The sequence below is a fragment of the Corynebacterium aquatimens genome, from assembly GCF_030408395.1.
Lineage (GTDB): Bacteria > Actinomycetota > Actinomycetes > Mycobacteriales > Mycobacteriaceae > Corynebacterium > Corynebacterium aquatimens.
Genome location: NZ_CP046980.1, coordinates 596,393 through 612,733, shown reverse-complemented (window position 1 = coordinate 612,733; position 16,341 = coordinate 596,393). Strand labels below are relative to the sequence as shown.

11 protein-coding genes and 2 pseudogenes are annotated in these 16,341 nt (G+C 62.4%); 3 read left to right on the top strand and 10 right to left on the bottom strand.

Annotation, left to right across the window (positions count from 1 at the left end; all coding sequences use genetic code 11):
• Window positions 1–912, bottom strand: a complete 912-nt coding sequence (locus CAQUA_RS02840; protein ID WP_196824611.1) for an ABC transporter ATP-binding protein — start codon at window positions 910–912, stop codon at window positions 1–3.
• A 37-nt stretch (window positions 913–949) separates the two neighbouring features.
• A pseudogene (locus CAQUA_RS02835) lies at window positions 950–1,303 on the bottom strand (transposase); the annotation flags it as partial.
• Window positions 1,304–1,326: 23 nt separating this feature from the next.
• Here CAQUA_RS02835 and CAQUA_RS02830 point away from each other — a divergent pair.
• Window positions 1,327–1,671, top strand: a pseudogene (locus CAQUA_RS02830) (ATP-binding protein); the annotation flags it as partial.
• A gap of 125 nt (window positions 1,672–1,796) precedes the next feature.
• Here CAQUA_RS02830 and CAQUA_RS02825 read toward each other — a convergent pair.
• The 3 genes from CAQUA_RS02825 to CAQUA_RS02815 form a co-directional block, all read right to left on the bottom strand.
• Complete coding sequence (locus tag CAQUA_RS02825) at window positions 1,797–2,324, bottom strand: GNAT family N-acetyltransferase (RefSeq protein WP_196824612.1); 528 nt, start codon at window positions 2,322–2,324, stop codon at window positions 1,797–1,799.
• 225 nt (window positions 2,325–2,549) lie between these two features.
• Window positions 2,550–4,763, bottom strand: coding sequence for a 3-hydroxyacyl-CoA dehydrogenase/enoyl-CoA hydratase family protein (locus CAQUA_RS02820; RefSeq protein WP_196824613.1), 2,214 nt, complete (start codon window positions 4,761–4,763; stop codon window positions 2,550–2,552).
• A 6-nt stretch (window positions 4,764–4,769) separates the two neighbouring features.
• Complete coding sequence (locus tag CAQUA_RS02815) at window positions 4,770–5,921, bottom strand: thiolase family protein (RefSeq protein ID WP_196824614.1); 1,152 nt, start codon at window positions 5,919–5,921, stop codon at window positions 4,770–4,772.
• 405 nt (window positions 5,922–6,326) lie between these two features.
• Here CAQUA_RS02815 and CAQUA_RS02810 point away from each other — a divergent pair, with 405 nt between their 5' ends.
• Entirely contained in the window at window positions 6,327–7,817 is a 1,491-nt protein-coding gene (locus CAQUA_RS02810; RefSeq protein ID WP_196824615.1) for an HNH endonuclease, read from the top strand.
• 55 nt (window positions 7,818–7,872) lie between these two features.
• Here CAQUA_RS02810 and CAQUA_RS02805 read toward each other — a convergent pair whose 3' ends face one another.
• From CAQUA_RS02805 to CAQUA_RS02790, 4 genes are all read right to left on the bottom strand, one after another.
• Window positions 7,873–8,250 carry a DUF4233 domain-containing protein gene (locus CAQUA_RS02805; RefSeq protein WP_196825631.1) on the bottom strand — a complete coding sequence of 126 codons (378 nt, stop codon included), beginning with the start codon at window positions 8,248–8,250 and terminating at the stop codon, window positions 7,873–7,875.
• Window positions 8,251–8,393: 143 nt separating this feature from the next.
• Window positions 8,394–9,935, bottom strand: a complete 1,542-nt coding sequence (gene folC / locus CAQUA_RS02800; RefSeq protein ID WP_196824616.1) for a bifunctional tetrahydrofolate synthase/dihydrofolate synthase — start codon at window positions 9,933–9,935, stop codon at window positions 8,394–8,396.
• Window positions 9,936–12,809 carry a valine--tRNA ligase gene (locus tag CAQUA_RS02795; protein WP_290178646.1) on the bottom strand — a complete coding sequence of 958 codons (2,874 nt, stop codon included), beginning with the start codon at window positions 12,807–12,809 and terminating at the stop codon, window positions 9,936–9,938.
• A 104-nt stretch (window positions 12,810–12,913) separates the two neighbouring features.
• On the bottom strand, window positions 12,914–13,945 hold the full coding sequence (locus CAQUA_RS02790) for a malate dehydrogenase (protein WP_196824617.1): 1,032 nt from the start codon (window positions 13,943–13,945) through the stop codon (window positions 12,914–12,916).
• A gap of 130 nt (window positions 13,946–14,075) precedes the next feature.
• On the opposite strand from CAQUA_RS02790, the gene CAQUA_RS02785 reads away from it, so the two are divergent.
• Complete coding sequence (locus tag CAQUA_RS02785) at window positions 14,076–14,888, top strand: TetR/AcrR family transcriptional regulator (protein ID WP_196824618.1); 813 nt, start codon at window positions 14,076–14,078, stop codon at window positions 14,886–14,888.
• A gap of 91 nt (window positions 14,889–14,979) precedes the next feature.
• Here the strand turns inward: CAQUA_RS02785 and clpX are convergent, their stop codons facing one another.
• Window positions 14,980–16,248: an ATP-dependent Clp protease ATP-binding subunit ClpX gene (gene clpX / locus CAQUA_RS02780; RefSeq protein WP_196824619.1), complete on the bottom strand. Its 1,269-nt coding sequence runs from the start codon at window positions 16,246–16,248 to the stop codon at window positions 14,980–14,982.
• Between the last annotated feature and the right edge of the window lie 93 nt (window positions 16,249–16,341).

The following is a 16,341-nucleotide window of genomic DNA, read 5'->3' as shown; positions in this document are numbered from 1 at the left end:
CTATTTCTCCTTTTCTGTCATCGTGATGAACGCTTGCTCTAGCGACGGGTGAGAAATCTCGATGCGGTCAAATGGCCACCCATCCGCGGCAAGTGAAGTAAGCGCCTGCTTGACATCAGATGCTCGAAGATCTACTTCGTCTCCTTCATTTCTGATGACTTCAAACGCTTGCCCCTCTCCGGAAAACGCTCTGTCCCCTACCCCACCGAGAGTGATGACAGATCCGGTAGACGCACCGAGCAGAGATTGCGTTTCCGAGTCGGCGATGAGTTTTCCCTTCTGCATGACGATTACTCGATCACACAGGTTCTCGATTTCCTCGAGGTAGTGGCTTGATACCAACAATGCTCGGTCTTTTCCTGTAATCGAACGAATCGATTCCCAGATCGCCGACCGAGTAACGGTGTCCAAGCCCGTGGTGGGTTCGTCCAGAATGGTTAGCGGAGCGTCAGCAAGAAATGCTGCTGCAACCGAGACCAGACGTTGTTGCCCTCCTGATAGACCCCCGATCACCTTGTCGGATAGGTACGTCAAACGAAATTTTTCGAGAATTTCTTCGACAAGAGAGCGCGTGCCGAAGTGGAATCCTACGAAGTTGAGGAAATCACTAACGCGCATGCGGGGGTCTACACCAGTCCCCTGAGGGGTGACACCGATGTTGCGACGAGCTTTTTGGTGTCGAGGGTTATTGCCCATGAGGCTCACGGAGCCAGATGTTGGAGTGTTGAGCCCGCTGATAAGTGAAAAGAGAGTCGATTTCCCTGCTCCGTTTTCACCCAGTACACCGACTAGTTCTCCGGGGAAGACATCGAAGCTGACCCCGTTGAGAGCCTGGACTTCTCCGAAGCTCTTCGATGCAGAACGAACAGAAAGGATCGCTGTGTCCTTCTGGGGGTTCAACACCTCATTCATGATGATACCTTTCTGAAGCAAATCTCGAACTCAATACAGGGACACTGATATCAACTGGTCCGTATGCCGAGTCCACGGTTTTGGGATAGGAGCCGTTACGGCTGTTGGCTTGGCCGGCAGCTTCCTTAGCAGCCCGGTCGCCATTGACGTAGCCCAGGTGTGCATCCATTTCCGCGCTGAGCCCACTGTTAATCGTGGCCTGCAGCAAGCCACGCACCAGCTCGTTGGCGTCGGCGGTTGATTCACCCAGCTCCTGGATCAGCTTGGCGGTTTCCGGGTTCTCCATCAGCCGGCGGCTGATATCGGCGACGCGCTCAGCGTCACCATGTTTCTTCGGGGCACAACAGTCATTGTTGCGCACTCTCCTTCGTGATTGAAGATTAAACCTCATACACAAAGCTTCCGACACCCTCTCAGCTCGTCGATGAATTAGCGGCTTTCTCGCCAGCGGATGAACGCTATGTAGCTAAGATGCGCAAGCTACAAAACATTGATGTGCTCATCCTCGATGATTTCCTGACCATAGGAATCGACCAGCGCGGACAAGAAGACCTCACCAAGATCATATTCGACCGCGACGGCAGACTGCCAACCATCATCGTCTCCCAAACGACTGCGGCCTACTGGGTGAAGAAACTACCCGACCCCGTCGGAGCAGACTCACTGGTCAGCAGACTCAACGCCGGACAGCGCATCGAACTCGGCGACTACGACATGCGCCAACACCTCGCGCACGCTCAGACAACCGTAGACAGCTAACCTTCAACGACCGGCGAAACCCGACTTCGCTTCTGGACTCTCGCCGGTCATCCCCGGCTGTGGTACCAACTAACCGGAAACAGGCAGTACCACGGATCCGTAACCGCGGTACCAACTACCCGCGCTCAGCACCGATACACCGCAACATCGGTGAACCGCCCACGTAACTCCTCCGCCTTCGCTTCAACCCGATCGAAAGTGAAACCAGCACGCTCTGCCACGGACCTTGAGGGGGTGTTATCAACCGCTACCCTGATCTGAACTTCTTCAACTCCGGCGTTGTGGGCGCTCTGTGTGACCATGCGGACGGCTCGCGTCACCAGCCCCCGGCCGCGGGCCCACGGTGCTGCGCTGTAACCGATCGAGGCGACAGCATCCTGCTGTTGGGTCCGAAGTTCGATACTGCCGGCATACCGTTCATCCAGTACGAGTGCCCACCGGGCAATGTCCCGACTGGGCAGTTCGAGGAAAGACTCTAGGTGCTCCTGTTTGTATGGGTGCGGAACATGAGTGAAGCGGATCGTGTGCTTATCAGTGACGGTCGCGAGAACGTCGTCGGTCAATTTAGGAACCTCGTGTATGCGTATCCACGGCAGCAAGGTCAAATCGCCGTCGGTGAGCTCGATGCTCCCTAGTTCGTTCTGATGTCCCACAGCACCATTTTCCCAAGCCCGAAGATACGGGCACAATTGGCCGGCCCCTCGACGCGCAGATCTCGATTACATCCCACCTCCCCAGCGCAGACGAAACCGCAGGTCAGAAATGATGACCGCGGCAACAATGCAATCGAGATCTTGACCTACACGCCGGCGCCCATGCATGACAAAGGCCGGCGCCCGGAATGATCCGGGACCGGCCTTCAGCCGTGGCATCGCTTGCTAGTTGTTGAGCGGCTTACGCGTGGTGGCCATAGCCACTGCGCGGTCGTGGTTTTCCTGGCGAGCCAGGACTTCCTTCGCAGCCTCGACCTGGCGCTCGCCGAGTTCTGCCTCGGAGGCGGTGCCTTCACCAGCGAACACCTTGGCCAGGGCTGCGCCGATAGCGGCGTCGGTCTCGGAGCCGTCGGTGTACTCCAGCGTTTCGTCGGTAAGCGGAAGCTCGGCGTCGGCGGGGGCGGTGTAGCCGTCGGCAAGCTTTGCGACGAGCTCGAGCGCGCCCTCAACGACGTGGTCCGGGGACTGGATGACCTGATCATCCTTGCGCCAAAAGTCGATATTGGCGGCCGGGACCGGCTTGACCGTGGTCAGCAGGGCGTCGTAGGCGACCTTGTGCGGGTTCGGGACACCCAGTTCGACGAGGCGCTCCAGCAGGCGGACCGGGCCGGACCATGCCGGGAACAGGCCCACGTTGCGCTCCGGGAAGCCAACGCGGGTCTCAGCGTGAATGACGGATGCATCGGTGTGCAGGAGAAGCTCCATGCCGCCGCCAAGAGCGACGCCGCGGACAGCGCCGACAACCGGGTACGGTGCGGTGCGGGCAGCGTGGAAGCCCTCGATACCCTGAGCGATGATGCGGCCGAGCTCCTCGTTGTCGCCTTCTGGGCCCGACAGCTTGGCCAGCGTGCCCAAGTCAGCGCCAGCGGAGAAGGCGCGCTCCTCATCGTTCGCGATGACCAGGCCCTTGAGGTCCCACTCGTGCGCACGGCTCCACAGCTCCGTGACGAGCCCAGAGTTGGAGTTCATCGGGGTGTTGTAGACGAACACACCGAAGCCGGCGTAGTCGCCTTCACCCAGCTTGTAGACCTTCGCGTCGTCGTTGCCGTCGATGACCTCAGCGCCAGCCACCAAGTCAGCGACCTTAATAACGCCTTCGCGCTGCGGAGCATCGGTCAGCTGGCCGGTGGTGCCCATGACCTTGCCGTCGGCGTAGAACCCACCAGCTTGCTGAGCAGCCGTGAGGAGGTCTGGGACCTCCTCACCGTCGTAAAGCGATGCGACGTAGTCGATGCCGATGGAATCCGCGAGCTCGAACGGGCCCTTCTTCCAGCCGTAACCCAGCTGCATAGCCAAATCGATCTGGTCGACGGTGTCCGCGATCTCCGGGGCGGTCTCGCAGCAGTAGCGGATGAAGGCCTTGAAGACCTCGCGGGCGTAGTTGCCCTCATCCGTGCCGGACTCCATGAGCTCCTTGGCGTCCTTGGGCACCTCGTACTTACCCTTGGCGCGGTAGTCGCCGGCCTCGAAGTCGAAGACCTCGTCGCGGCCGCGGTAGAAGCCAGACTCAGCGGTGCGGCCGGTGAAGCCCTTGTCCAGCAGGGTCTTGAACTCGCTGCGCTCCGTGATGTTGTACTGGTGCAGCAGGTCCGACTCCGGCAGAGCCTTCAGCAGCGAGCCCCAGATGGCCGGCATGAGCTGCAGGCCGACGTAGTCGAACAGGCCGAAGATGCCGGTACGCGGAACGCCGAACGGGCGGCCGAACGCGACGTCCGCCTGCTCCGGGACGATGCCCTGGTCGAAGGCGATCTTGGCACCAGCGGCCATCCAGAAGTTACCGATGCGGTTAGCGATGAAGCCCGGGGTGTCGCGGCAGTCCACGACGACCTTGCCCATCTGGCGCTCGAGCACGTGGTGCATCTGCGCGTTGATCTCAGCGGAGGTCTCCGGGCCCTCAACGTACTCCACCAGGCGCATCACGCGCGGCGGGTTGAAGAAGTGGGTGATGGAGAAGTCGCGCTTGAACTCCTCGCTCGCCTCGCCCAGCAGCACCTCAAGCGGGATGGTCGACGTGTTGGAGCTGACCGGCGTGCCCGGCTTGCGGTGGGCGTCGACCTTGGCGAAGGTGTCGCGCTTGACGTTGATGTCTTCAAACACGGCCTCGACGATCCAGTCGACCTCGCCCAGGCGGTCCAGGTGGTCCTCGGTGTTACCCGGGGTGACCAGCTTGGCGTACTCCGGGCGCTGGAAACCGTAGCGCTTGACCTGGGTGTCAATACCGTTTTGTGCGCGCGCGTTGCGCTCGTCGCCCGTCGCGTCGTCGACCGGCAGGTCGAGGAGGTGGACCTTGATGCCAGCGTTAGCCATGTGCGCGGCGATACCCGCACCCATGGAGCCTGCGCCGAGAACAGCTGCGGTCTTAATGTCTTGAACAGTCATTCTTTCTTAAACCTCCAGAACCAGTGCGATACCCTGGCCACCGCCGATGCAGGCGGTGACGAGACCCAAGCCGCCACCAGCGTTCTTCAGCTGGTGGATCAGCTTGGTGGTCAGCACAACGCCGGTTGCGCCGATCGGGTGACCCAGGGCGATAGCGCCGCCCTGGATGTTGGTCTTGTCGTTGTCGAAGCCCAGCTCATCGGCCACGGCGATGCACTGCGCCGCGAAGGCCTCGTTGGACTCGATGTACTTGATGTCACTCAGCTCCAGACCGGCCTTCTTCAGGGCCTTCGGGACGGCGCCGATCGGGCCGAGACCCATCGTTGCCGGGTCGCAGCCTGCCAGGCCCCACGAGACGATCTTCGCCATCGGCTCCAGGCCGAATTCCTTCAGGCCGGACTCGTTGGTCATCACGGTCGCGGCAGCAGCGTCGTTGATACCGGAGGAGTTACCTGCGGTCACGGTGCCTTCCTTGCTAAACGACGGGCGCAGGCCGCCCAGCTTCTCCAACGTCGTGGAGCGCGGGTGCTCGTCAGTGGTGAAGTCACCCACCGGGACGATCTGCTCTTCGAACTCGCCGTTGGCGATCGCAGCGGCAGCGCGCTCCTGGGACTGCAGCGCGTACTCGTCCTGGCGCTCGCGGGAGATGCCACGCTGTGCAGCAATGTTCTCAGCCGTGATACCCATGCCGCCGTTGCCCATCGGGTCAGTCAACGCACCGGTCAGCCAGTCAATCAGGCGGCCGTCGCCCATCTTGCGGCCCTGGCGCATGCCCTCCACCGAGTACGGAGCCTGCGACATGATCTCGACACCGCCGGCGATAGACAGCTTCGCATCGTCGGTAAGCAGCTGCTGCGCTGCGGAAATGATGGCCTGGACGCCGGAGCCGCACAGGCGGTTCACGCCGTACGCGTGGGAGCTCTTTGGCATACCAGCCTCCAGCGACACCGCGCGCGAGGTGTAGTTGTCGCGCGGGATCGTGGTCACAACGTTGGCCCACACTGCGGAGTCGAAGTTGTCGGCCGAGACGCCGGAATCCTCGATGACCGCCTTCGCAATGTGCGTACCAAGGTCGATCGTGGAGAACCGCGACAGCGATCCCCCGAACGTACCGATCGGCGTGCGCTTGGCGTTAGTGATGTAAATGTTTTCGGACATCATGCTCCTTGTAAATAGTGCGGTGCCCTGCGGTTTGAGAAGAGCTTCGCTTATCGACGATCACTCCACCCACAAGGTCCTTTTAGGTGCGAAAACTATCGCCGCAACCCATGCCTACAAGTATATCGGAACGCTCGTTAGGCCCTCCGGGGGATCGCGCTGGCCCCTCCGTCCGCCTGGCCCAGCCCCCGCCGCGGTCGAGGCCCAGCCCCGCCGCCGTCCGGCCCCTTCTCCGCGCGTTCTTCTCGCGCGGGCGCGTCAGCGTACTGGAAGAACCAATCGAGTGCAAGGGGCGTCGAAATTTCTGTGGATAACTCCCGTTTTAGATGACGCGTCACTACGGTTATCCACAGGTTTTTAGGGGGGCCCTTTACAGCCACGAATCCTTGTTTTAGCGTGCGAAATATGTCCTTCACGCAGCTGCTCAACACGGTTACGGCCACCGGCTTATCCAGCCTGGCTGAGTTTGATCGTGCCACAGCAGAGGCGGCCGGGCTGAGTCCCACGACCGTCAGCAATTGGGAGAAACTGCACCGGACCTACTACGGCCCAACCACCTGCCCCAAACAGCAAGCGGTCACCCGCAGGCTCGCTGTCGAAGGCGCATTCAGCCTCGATCAGCTTCTTCTCATCGAACGCCGGTTGGAATCTGCCGCCCGCGCCGAAAAGGAGCACCTTGCCCACGATGAGCAGAACCCAACTGGCCCTGATGGGTGTGAGTCCGGTGGTGGGTCAGACCGATCGTCGTTAGCAATGCGACAGTGGAAGCTGCGCCAGCGACTGCTTTCCCGTGCCTGCCGCTACTCGACGCTGGAAAAGAAAGCGAAAGAGCTTGTTTCCATCACGCCGATCGCCCCGAAGGAATCGATTCGATTTTCCCGCTCCACAGGCGGAAAGCGCACGTTCAGTGTGACAACGGATGAAAGATTGCTCGCTGACCTCGAACATGCTTTGAGCGTCGACCTAGACGTCAATGCGCCCGCCGGGCCGCAGATGCTGCGCAACTTCAGCTCACTCGTACGTTCCGGCGCGGACAGCGACGGCCTTCCCGGCTTTGGCGTCCCGCGGGCAGTTCCGCGCCCGCAGCTTCTCGTCCCGCTTCAGGCTCACGTGCGCGTGCTCGAGCACACGGACGACGACACATTGCTTGGGCTTACCGACGGCACCAGCATCCTCGCCTCGGACTACCTCAAAGACTTCTTCAACAATCCGGACTATGGACTCGAAGCCGCACTCTTCCACCCCGTGGAAGGCCCGGTCAATCTTTACCGTGTTGAGCGACACGCAAACCGCAAACAACGCGACCTCGTTAGCGCCGCTATGCCCCACTGCGTTGTGCCAGGCTGCCGCCAACCGGCCGACAACTGCCAGATGCACCACATGACAGCCTGGAAGCACGGCGGCTACACCAACGTGAGCAACCTCGTTCCGTTATGCCGATACCACAACCAGGTGAACGACGACGACGCCTTCGCGACGTCCCCGGCCCCCGCGGGCACAGCAGCACGCGGCGCCGCCCCGGGCAGTGCGAGCTCCGCTAGCGCGGGTGCAAGCGGCGCGGCACCGAGCGCGGGCGCAAGCGGTGCGGGTGCGGGCGCGGGCGGGGCGGGCGCGGGCACGCGGCGGCCGCATAAAACTTCCCGGCGCGGGCGTCATGCTGGCGCCGTCGTGCCCGTGGGGCCGATGGCAATGTGGTGTTCGCCCGCCGGATATGTGGTCCCCAACGACACACACCCCAGCTACGGGTTCGGCGCGATGCACGCTCTATACCCCGAATGGGTGCCGCCCGCGGCGAGATCAGGCTCGCCACCCACCCATGTTCGCGATGTGGAGCGGCAGGTGAGGTGGATGAGGGATCGTCGAAAAGCGGGGTGCGAAGAGCGGCCGCCGCCTTAAAGGCATCAGCCTATCGGGAGACTCGCGGATGATACGCGGGTGACATTGGGGTGCCCTAGACGGTGTCTTCGGACGTGCCCAGGTGTTGCGTGACAAGGTAGCCACGCCGCATGCGCTCAAGCATGTCAGAGCGCATCTTAACGACGAGAAACCACACGATCCCGAACATTATTCCCACTGCGGACACCGACCAGTGGATGAAGAAACCGAAGATCAGTGGCAGCTGCAGGGCGAGATTGATCCACAGTGCACCGGGGCGTCGTTGGAGAAACGCCGCGATGACGTGCGCAACACCGATCACTGTGACGTACATCCAGTTGAACGTCGTCCACAGGGCACCTTCCTGCACCTTCAAAATGACGGTGAGAACGAGGAAGATCGTGATCGCTTCCATGATGAGCGTTCCCGACATCACGCCCGTCAGACCAGCCATGGGGTCCTTCACGGGTTCGGCGCCGGGGCCGAGGGGGCCGTACTCGATCTCGGCGTCGCGGTCGCGGGCGCGGGTGTCGCGGGCGCGGGTGTCGCGGGCGCGGGCGCGGGAGGCGCGGGCGCGGGAGTCGGAATCTGAATTCACTACTGCGGATCCTTTCCAAACATCTTGCGGGCGTCGCCCGCGGTGATGACGCTGCCGGTGATCACAACGCCGGCGCCGGATTGCACACCGACGTCCTCAAGGGCCTCCTCGGCCAGCTCGACAGCCACAGCGTACGCGGTGGAAAGCTGCCCTTCGACGTGGACGCGCTCCTCGCCGAAGATGTCGCGGGCGATCTCGGCGAGCTCGTAGGCATCGGTGGCGCGTGGCGACGAATTCTGCGTGATCACAACCTCACTCAGCACGGGTTCGAGGGCCGCGAAGATCCCCACGGCGTCTTTATCCCCAAGCACGCCTAAGACACCGATCAGTCGGGAGAAGTTGAAGTCGCGTTCCAACGCCGCAGCCAAGGACGCAGCCCCGTGCGGGTTGTGCGCGGCATCGATGAACGTCGTCGGGGTGGAACGCACGCGCTCCAAACGCCCTGGCGACGACGCCGCCGCGAATCCCTCCCGCACGGTATCAATGCTTAGCGGCCGCTCCCCGCTCACGCCGTAAAACGCTTCCACCGCCGCCAAAGCAACGGCAGCGTTGTGCGCTTGGTGCTCGCCGGACAGGGGGATGAAGATGTCGTCGTAAAGCCCGCCCAAGCCGCGCAGCGTGAGTGTCTGACCGCCCACAGCGACCCGGGACTCCTCGACGCCGAACTCGAAGCCGTGGCGCGCCACCGTCGTACCCACTTCAACCGTGCGCTCCAGAATGACGCGCATGGCCTCCGGCTCCTGGGACCCGACGATGGTGATTGCCTCAGGGTTGACAATGATCCCGGCCTTCTCCCCCGCGATTTGCGTGAGCGTGTCACCAAGGTAGTCCGTGTGGTCCAAGCCCACTGGAGTGATCACGTCTACGTCGGCGTCGACGACATTGGTGGCATCCCACGTCCCGCCCATACCAACTTCGACGACGGCAATGTTCACCGGCGCATCCGCGAACGCCGCGTAGGCCAAGCCCACCATCACTTCGAAGTAGGACATGGGTTGCTCGCTCGCGGCGTCGACAAGCTCAATGTACGGCGCGATCTCACGGTAGACGCGCACGAAGTCCGCGGGGTGGATGGGCTCGCCGTCGATGCCGATGCGCTCAGTGATGGACTGCAGGTGCGGGCTCGTCGTGCGTCCAACGCGGTTGCCGAAGGCGCGCAGCAGGGACTCGATCATGCGCACCGTTGAGGTTTTGCCGTTTGTGCCAGCGACGTGGATCACCTTGTAGCTGCGCTGCGGCTCGCCCAGGTAGTCCATCAGCAAGCGGATGCGGTCGAGCGTCGGGTCGATCTTCGTCTCAGGCCAGCGCGCCAGCAGCTCCGCCTCGACCTCAGCTAGTTCAGCGAGATCATGGGCGGTGACGGGGCGCTCGCGCGGGGCATCGTCGTCGCCGTAGGCGTCGGGCCCCGGCCCGGCCACGTCGCCTAGCTCGAGGCGCAGGCCGTGCTCGTCCTGGGTGACGTGGAACCCGGTGTCGGCCGCGGGAATTTCGTCGCGGTGGTCGTGTTCGTCGCGGTGGTCAATGCGTGGCTCGTCGGCCATCTACGCCCCTGCTTTCGGCAGTGATTCGAGTCGCGCGGTCACGCGTTCGACTTCTTCCTGCGCGATCTTCTGGCGCGCCCTGATCTTGTCCACGACGGCTTCCGGAGCCTTCGCCAGGAAAGCCTCGTTGCCCAGCTTCTTGCCGGTGGTCTCAAGTTCCTTTTGCGCCGCGGCCAGTTCTTTCTCCAGGCGCTTGCGCTCCGCCGCGAGGTCAACGGTGCCCGAGGTGTCTAGGGCGACGTCAATCGTCGCTTGGCTCAAGCGCACTTCAATGCTTGCCGACGACGCAAAGCCGTCCGCTGGCGCGTCCACCTTCGCGATCGAGCGAATCAGGGATTCTTGCTCCGTCAGGTCGGCGGCGGCGAAATCGAGCTGCGCGGGGACTTTCTGCGACGGCTTGACGCCTTGGTCGGAGCGGAAGCGGCGCAGCTCGGTGATGAGCTTGATTGCATCGTCGATGCGGCGTGCTGCGGTTTCGTCGGTGTCGGCGCCCCCGTTGGTTTCGGCGGCCGTGGGCCACGACGCCAGGTTGAGCGATTCGCTGCCGGTGAGTGCCTTCCACAGGACTTCGGTAACGAACGGCATAACGGGGTGCAGCAGGCGCAAAACAACGTCGAGGACGTTGCCCAGGACGATCTGCGTGTTGCGTCCGGTTTCGCGTTCCTTCGGTGTCGCGGCAGCGTCATCGCGAGGAATCTGGGTCTTGGCGATCTCTAAGTACCAGTCGCACAGTTCGTCCCAGGCGAAGTGGTAGAGCTCCTCGTAGGCCTTGGAGAACTGGTAGTCATCGAGCTTCGTATCGACGGTCTGTCGCACAGCCTCGAGCCTGTCAAGAATCCACCGGTCAGCGTCGGTGAGCTCGGATCGATTGGGCAGTTCACCCACGGTTGCGCCGTTCATGAGCGCGAACTTGCCAGCATTGAACAGCTTGGTGGCGAAGTTGCGGGCAGCTGCGGCGTTGTCGTCGCCGATTGGCAGGTCGATGCCCGGGTTCGCGCCGCGGGCCAGCGCAAAGCGCAGTGCGTCTGCACCGTAATCGCGCACCCAATCCATGGGGTCGATGCCGTTGCCCAGCGACTTGGACATCTTCCGGCCCTTCTCATCGCGGACGAGGCCGTGGAGGAAGATGTGCTCAAACGGGATTTGGGGCCTGCCGGCGGGAGCGGCGCCGGCAGGAGCAGCGTCGGAAGCGGCGCCGGCAGGAGCAGCGTCGGAAGCGGCGCCGGCGGAAGCGGCGCCGGCAAGAGCAGCGTCGGAAGCGGCGCCGCCGCCGAGGACCTCCGGCGTCTGCGTGGAAGCAAACGTGCCGAACATCATCATGCGCGCAACCCAGAAGAACAGGATGTCGTAGGCGGTAACCAGAACGGTCGTGGGGTAGAACTTCTCCAGCTCAGGGGTCTTTTCCGGCCAGCCCATCGTGCTAAATGGCCACAGGGCAGACGAGAACCAGGTGTCCAGAACGTCTGGGTCCTGCTCGTAGCCGGCTGGCGGCTCGTCGTCGGGGCCGCAGCAGACGATGTCGCGGTCGCCGTTTTCGTCCTCCGGCCCGTACCAGATCGGGATGCGGTGGCCCCACCACAGCTGGCGCGAGATGGTCCAGTCGTGCATGTTGTCGACCCAGTCGAAGTAGCGCTTCTCCAGCGAGGCCGGGTGGATCACCGTGTCGCCTTCGCGCACCGCGTCGCCGGACATCCGGGCAAGCTCGGAGACCTTGACAAACCACTGCAGGGACAAGCGCGGCTCGATCGGCTCGCCGGTGCGCTCGGAGTGCCCAACCGAGTGGACGTACGGGCGAACTTCCTTCACGATGCGACCCATTCGTGCCAGTTCCTCGCGAACTCGAACGCGAGCCTCGAATCGGTCGAGACCATCGAACTGGGTGCCCGTCCCAGCAATCTTGCCGGTCTTGTCCATGATGATCGGCATGTCCAATTCGTGGCGCAGGCCCATCTCGTAGTCGTTCGGATCGTGCGCCGGGGTGATCTTCACGGCACCGGTTCCAAGCTCCATGTCGACGTAATCATCGGCAATGACCTTGAGTTTTAGGTCCTCACGGAACGGGTGCTCAAACTCCTGGCCCACCAGATCCTTGTACCGCTCGTCGTCGGGGTGGACAGCAATAGCGACATCCCCCAGCATCGTCTCCACACGGGTGGTGGCAACGACCAGGTGCGGTTCGTCGTCGTTCAGCGAGCCATAGCGGATGGAGACGAATTCGCCTTCGACATCCCTGTACATGACCTCAATGTCCGAAACAGCAGTCTCTAACACCGGCGACCAGTTGACCAGGCGGTAATCCCGGTAGATCAGCCCCGCGTCGAAAAGCTGCTTGAAGATGGTGACAACAGCGCGATTCAGGCCGTCGTCAAGCGTAAAGCGCTCCCGCGACCAGTCGACCGAATCGCCGATCGCCCGCATCTGCGACGCGATCGTGCCGCCGTACTTTTCTTTCCACTCCCAGACGCGACCGATGAATTCCTCGCGGCCGTAGTCGTAGCGGTCCTTGCCCTCGGTCTCCCCCAGCATGGCCTCGACCTTGGTTTGGGTGGCGATACCCGCGTGGTCCATGCCCGGCAACCACAGGACCTCATAGCCCTGCATGCGCTTGCGGCGCACCAACGCGTCCATCAGCGTGTGGTCCAACGCGTGGCCCATGTGCAGCTGCCCAGTGACGTTCGGCGGCGGCAACACGATGCTGAACGGCGGCTTCTCGCTGTGCGGGTCAGCGACGAAGTAACCCTTGTCCACCCACTCGGCGTAGAGATCGGCCTCGACGGCCTGCGGCTCCCAGTTCTTGGGCAGCAGATCTGCGCGGTTGGTGTCTGAAGATGCGGTGTCTGAAGATGCTTGGGGATTTTGAGGAGATTGCGTCACGGCAAACATCTTAGCCCGCGGCCGCCGCTCTCCCTCCCCAGGCCAGGCCGATCCCGGCCGGGCAAATCCGGCCAGATCCCGGCAGATCCAGGGAGGTGAGGTGGCTAGAACAGCTCGTCAGCAAGCTGGGCTTCAGCGCGCAGGGCCTCGATGTTGGCGTCGATGCGGGGACGCTGGAAGTCGCTGATCTCTAGGTCCTCGACCACCGACAGACATCCGTTCTCCCCCACCACGGGCATACCAAAGACCAAGCCCGGGTCCACGCCGTACTCACCCTTGGACACGACCGCGGCCGTTACCCACTTGCCGTTTGAGCCGGCGTACCAGTCACGCATGTGGTCCACCGCCGCCGACGCAGCGGACGCCGCCGACGACTTCCCGCGGACCTCAATGATCTCCGCACCGCGGTGCGCCACGCGCGGGATCATGTCGTTGACGTACCAGTCCTGGTCAAGCACTTCACTAAGCTTCGTCCCGCGCGCGGATGCGTAGGACAGATCCGGGAACTGCGTGTCGCCGTGGTTGCCCCACACCGCGACGTGCTGGAACTCCTCGCTGTGGACATCGCCGAAGTCGCCGCCGTCAGTGCGGAACTTGTTGGCCAGCATGGACAGGGTTCGGTTGTGGTCCAAGCGCATGAGAGCAGTGATGCTTTCCGACGACACGTCCGGCGCAGCCTTGTTCAGAATGTACGCATTGGTGTTCGCCGGGTTGCCCACGACGACCACGCGCAGGTCATCCGCAGCGTGCTCGTTGATCGCGCGGCCTTGATCGATGAAGATCTTGCCGTTCGCCGCCAACATGTCCGCGCGGCTCTCGCCCTTTCCGCGGGGCTTAGCGCCGACGAGGAATGCTGCCTGCACACCGTCAAAGGAGGTCTTTGGGTCGTCGGAGAGGTTGACGCTTGCAACGCAGTGCAGCGCGGAGTCGTTGAGCTCCATTGCCACGCCTTCCACCACGGACATCGACGATGGGATGTCGGACAGCGTCAGGTCCACGCGTTGGTCCCGGCCAAAAACTTCACCGGAACCAATGCGCCACAAAAGCGAATACGCGATGTTGCCCGCCGCGCCCGTGACCGTCACCTTGATGGGAGACGTTTGGTTGTCGTTCACGTTAGAAGTAGTAAAGGTCATTGGTGATCTTCCAGCTCGTCCTTTGCATTACCCCCGCCAGTCTAGGACTTTTAGTTCTCTCACCCCTCCGCTACACCCGAATGGCCCTATTCGGCAGCGGCCTCACGCCCGATTCATGCACGATTGAGGTATGCATGAGCACACGCGTATCGACGACGGGCAGCAAGGCGGTGACGGTCCCATCGAGCAAGAGTCGGTGGAGGCGTCGCTGATTCCGGCTGGTGGTCTTGAGTCGATCGTCGATAAGGCTGTGGCGGAATTTGCGCACTGCGGTTTTGAGGCTGCGAAGTTGGACACCATCGCGGCGCAGGCGGGCGTGTCGAAGCGAATGCTGCACTACCACTTTGGTGACAAATGTGAGCTGTACAAGCGGGCGCTGAACCGGGCGGTGGAGTCCTTCACGCCGCCTCAAGACTTCCTCGAGCGCTCTTACGCCGTGCCCGTGGAGGGGATCCGTCGTTTCGTTGATGCGATTTTCCACGTTGTGCAGCGCAACCCGGACGTCGTGAGCTTGATCGTGCGCGAGAACCTCGATCCCGTGCTCGACTACGAGGAATCGCACCGCATGCTGGGCGAATCCGAAGTGATCCTGCAGATCGAGCGCCTCTTGTTGCTCGGCCAGGACGTCGGCGCATTCCGCCCGGGCATCACCGCGATCGACCTGCTGGTCTTGGTGTCGTCGATTTCCTTTTTCCGCACCACCAACGCGCGCACCGTCTTGTACTACGGCAACCTGAACCTACTCGACCCGCGCAACACCGAAGGCCTGCGCCGTTTAGCCATTGATACGGCCTTGACGTTCCTCACGTCCAACATCCCGTATTCCGGCTACGATTCTTACCTTGCACCGTCCGGCCCCGCCGCGTCACGCGACAGTGAGAGCGACGAAGACGACTACATCGCCGAAGGGCTTAGCGACGTCTACAGCGACCCCGCGGACTAACGCACCCGGGCCGGCCTGGGCCCGACGCCGGGCCGGCCTGGGCCCAGCCAGTCCCCGCACCGGGCCGTTCCGTGCCCCGCGTCGGGGCACGCTAGGCGGATTTCTTCTCCGTCAACACGTATTCGGGCTCAGCCTCCCCGGCCACGGCGGCCTCGCTGATGACAACCTCAACGACGTCTTCGCGGTCCGGCAGGTCGTACATGACGGGCACGAGGAGCTCTTCCATGATCGCGCGCAGACCACGGGCGCCGGTGCCGCGGTCGGCGGCTTTCTGGGCGATCGCATGCAGGGCGTCGTCGGTAAAGCGGAGCTGCGCGCCGTCCATTTTGAACAGACGCTCGTACTGCTCCACCAGGGAGTTCTTCGGCTCGGTGAGCACGCGGATGAGGGATTCGGTGTCCAGGTTCTCCACTGCCGCCACGATCGGCAGTCGGCCGATGAATTCCGGAATCAGGCCGAATTTCACCAGGTCCTCAGGCTGGACCTGGGCGAGCATGTTCGCCTCATCGCGCTCGGCCGCGGAATCGATCTCCGCGCCGAACCCGATCCCCTTCTTGCCCACGCGCTCCGCGATCACCTTGTCCAAGCCTGCGAACGCGCCGGCCACGATGAACAAAATGTTGGTGGTATCCAGCTGAATGAATTCCTGGTTCGGGTGCTTGCGGCCGCCCTGCGGGGGAACGGACGCGACCGTTCCTTCCAAGATCTTCAACAGAGCCTGTTGCACGCCTTCGCCCGAGACATCGCGAGTGATCGACGGGTTTTCAGACTTGCGCGAGATCTTGTCCACCTCATCGACGTAGATGATGCCGTTTTGTGCACGCTCCACATCGAAATCGGCGGCCTGCAGCAGCTTCAGCAGGATGTTCTCCACGTCCTCGCCCACGTACCCCGCTTCGGTGAGGCTCGTTGCGTCTGCGATAGCAAATGGAACGTTCAGCATCCTCGCCAGCGTTTGCGCAAGATAGGTCTTGCCAGAGCCAGTCGGCCCCAGGAGAAGAATGTTGGACTTGGCAATCTCTACTTCTTCTTCGCGGCGGCGCGACGGCAGCTCCTCGGAACGAATGCGCTTGTAGTGGTTGTACACCGCAACGGCCAGCGACCGCTTCGCGCGCGTCTGCCCGATCACGTAGTCATCCAGAAACGCAGTGATCTCCGAAGGCCGCGGCAAACGTGAGTCATCTTTCCCAGCTGCGGGCGTTGCGCCCGCCAGCTCCTCTTCGATGATCTCATTGCACAGCTCAATGCATTCATCACAGATGTACACCCCGCCCCCGGCGATGAGTTTGCGCACCTGTTTCTGGCTCTTTCCGCAAAAAGAGCACTTCAACAAATCCGAGCTGTCTTGAGTTACTGCCATGAGGTGTTAAATCTCCCCGTGTCTTTTATGGCGCTTCAACACTGTCGCTTCAACACTGTCGCTTCAACGCTGAAGCTACCGCACGCGTTCAAT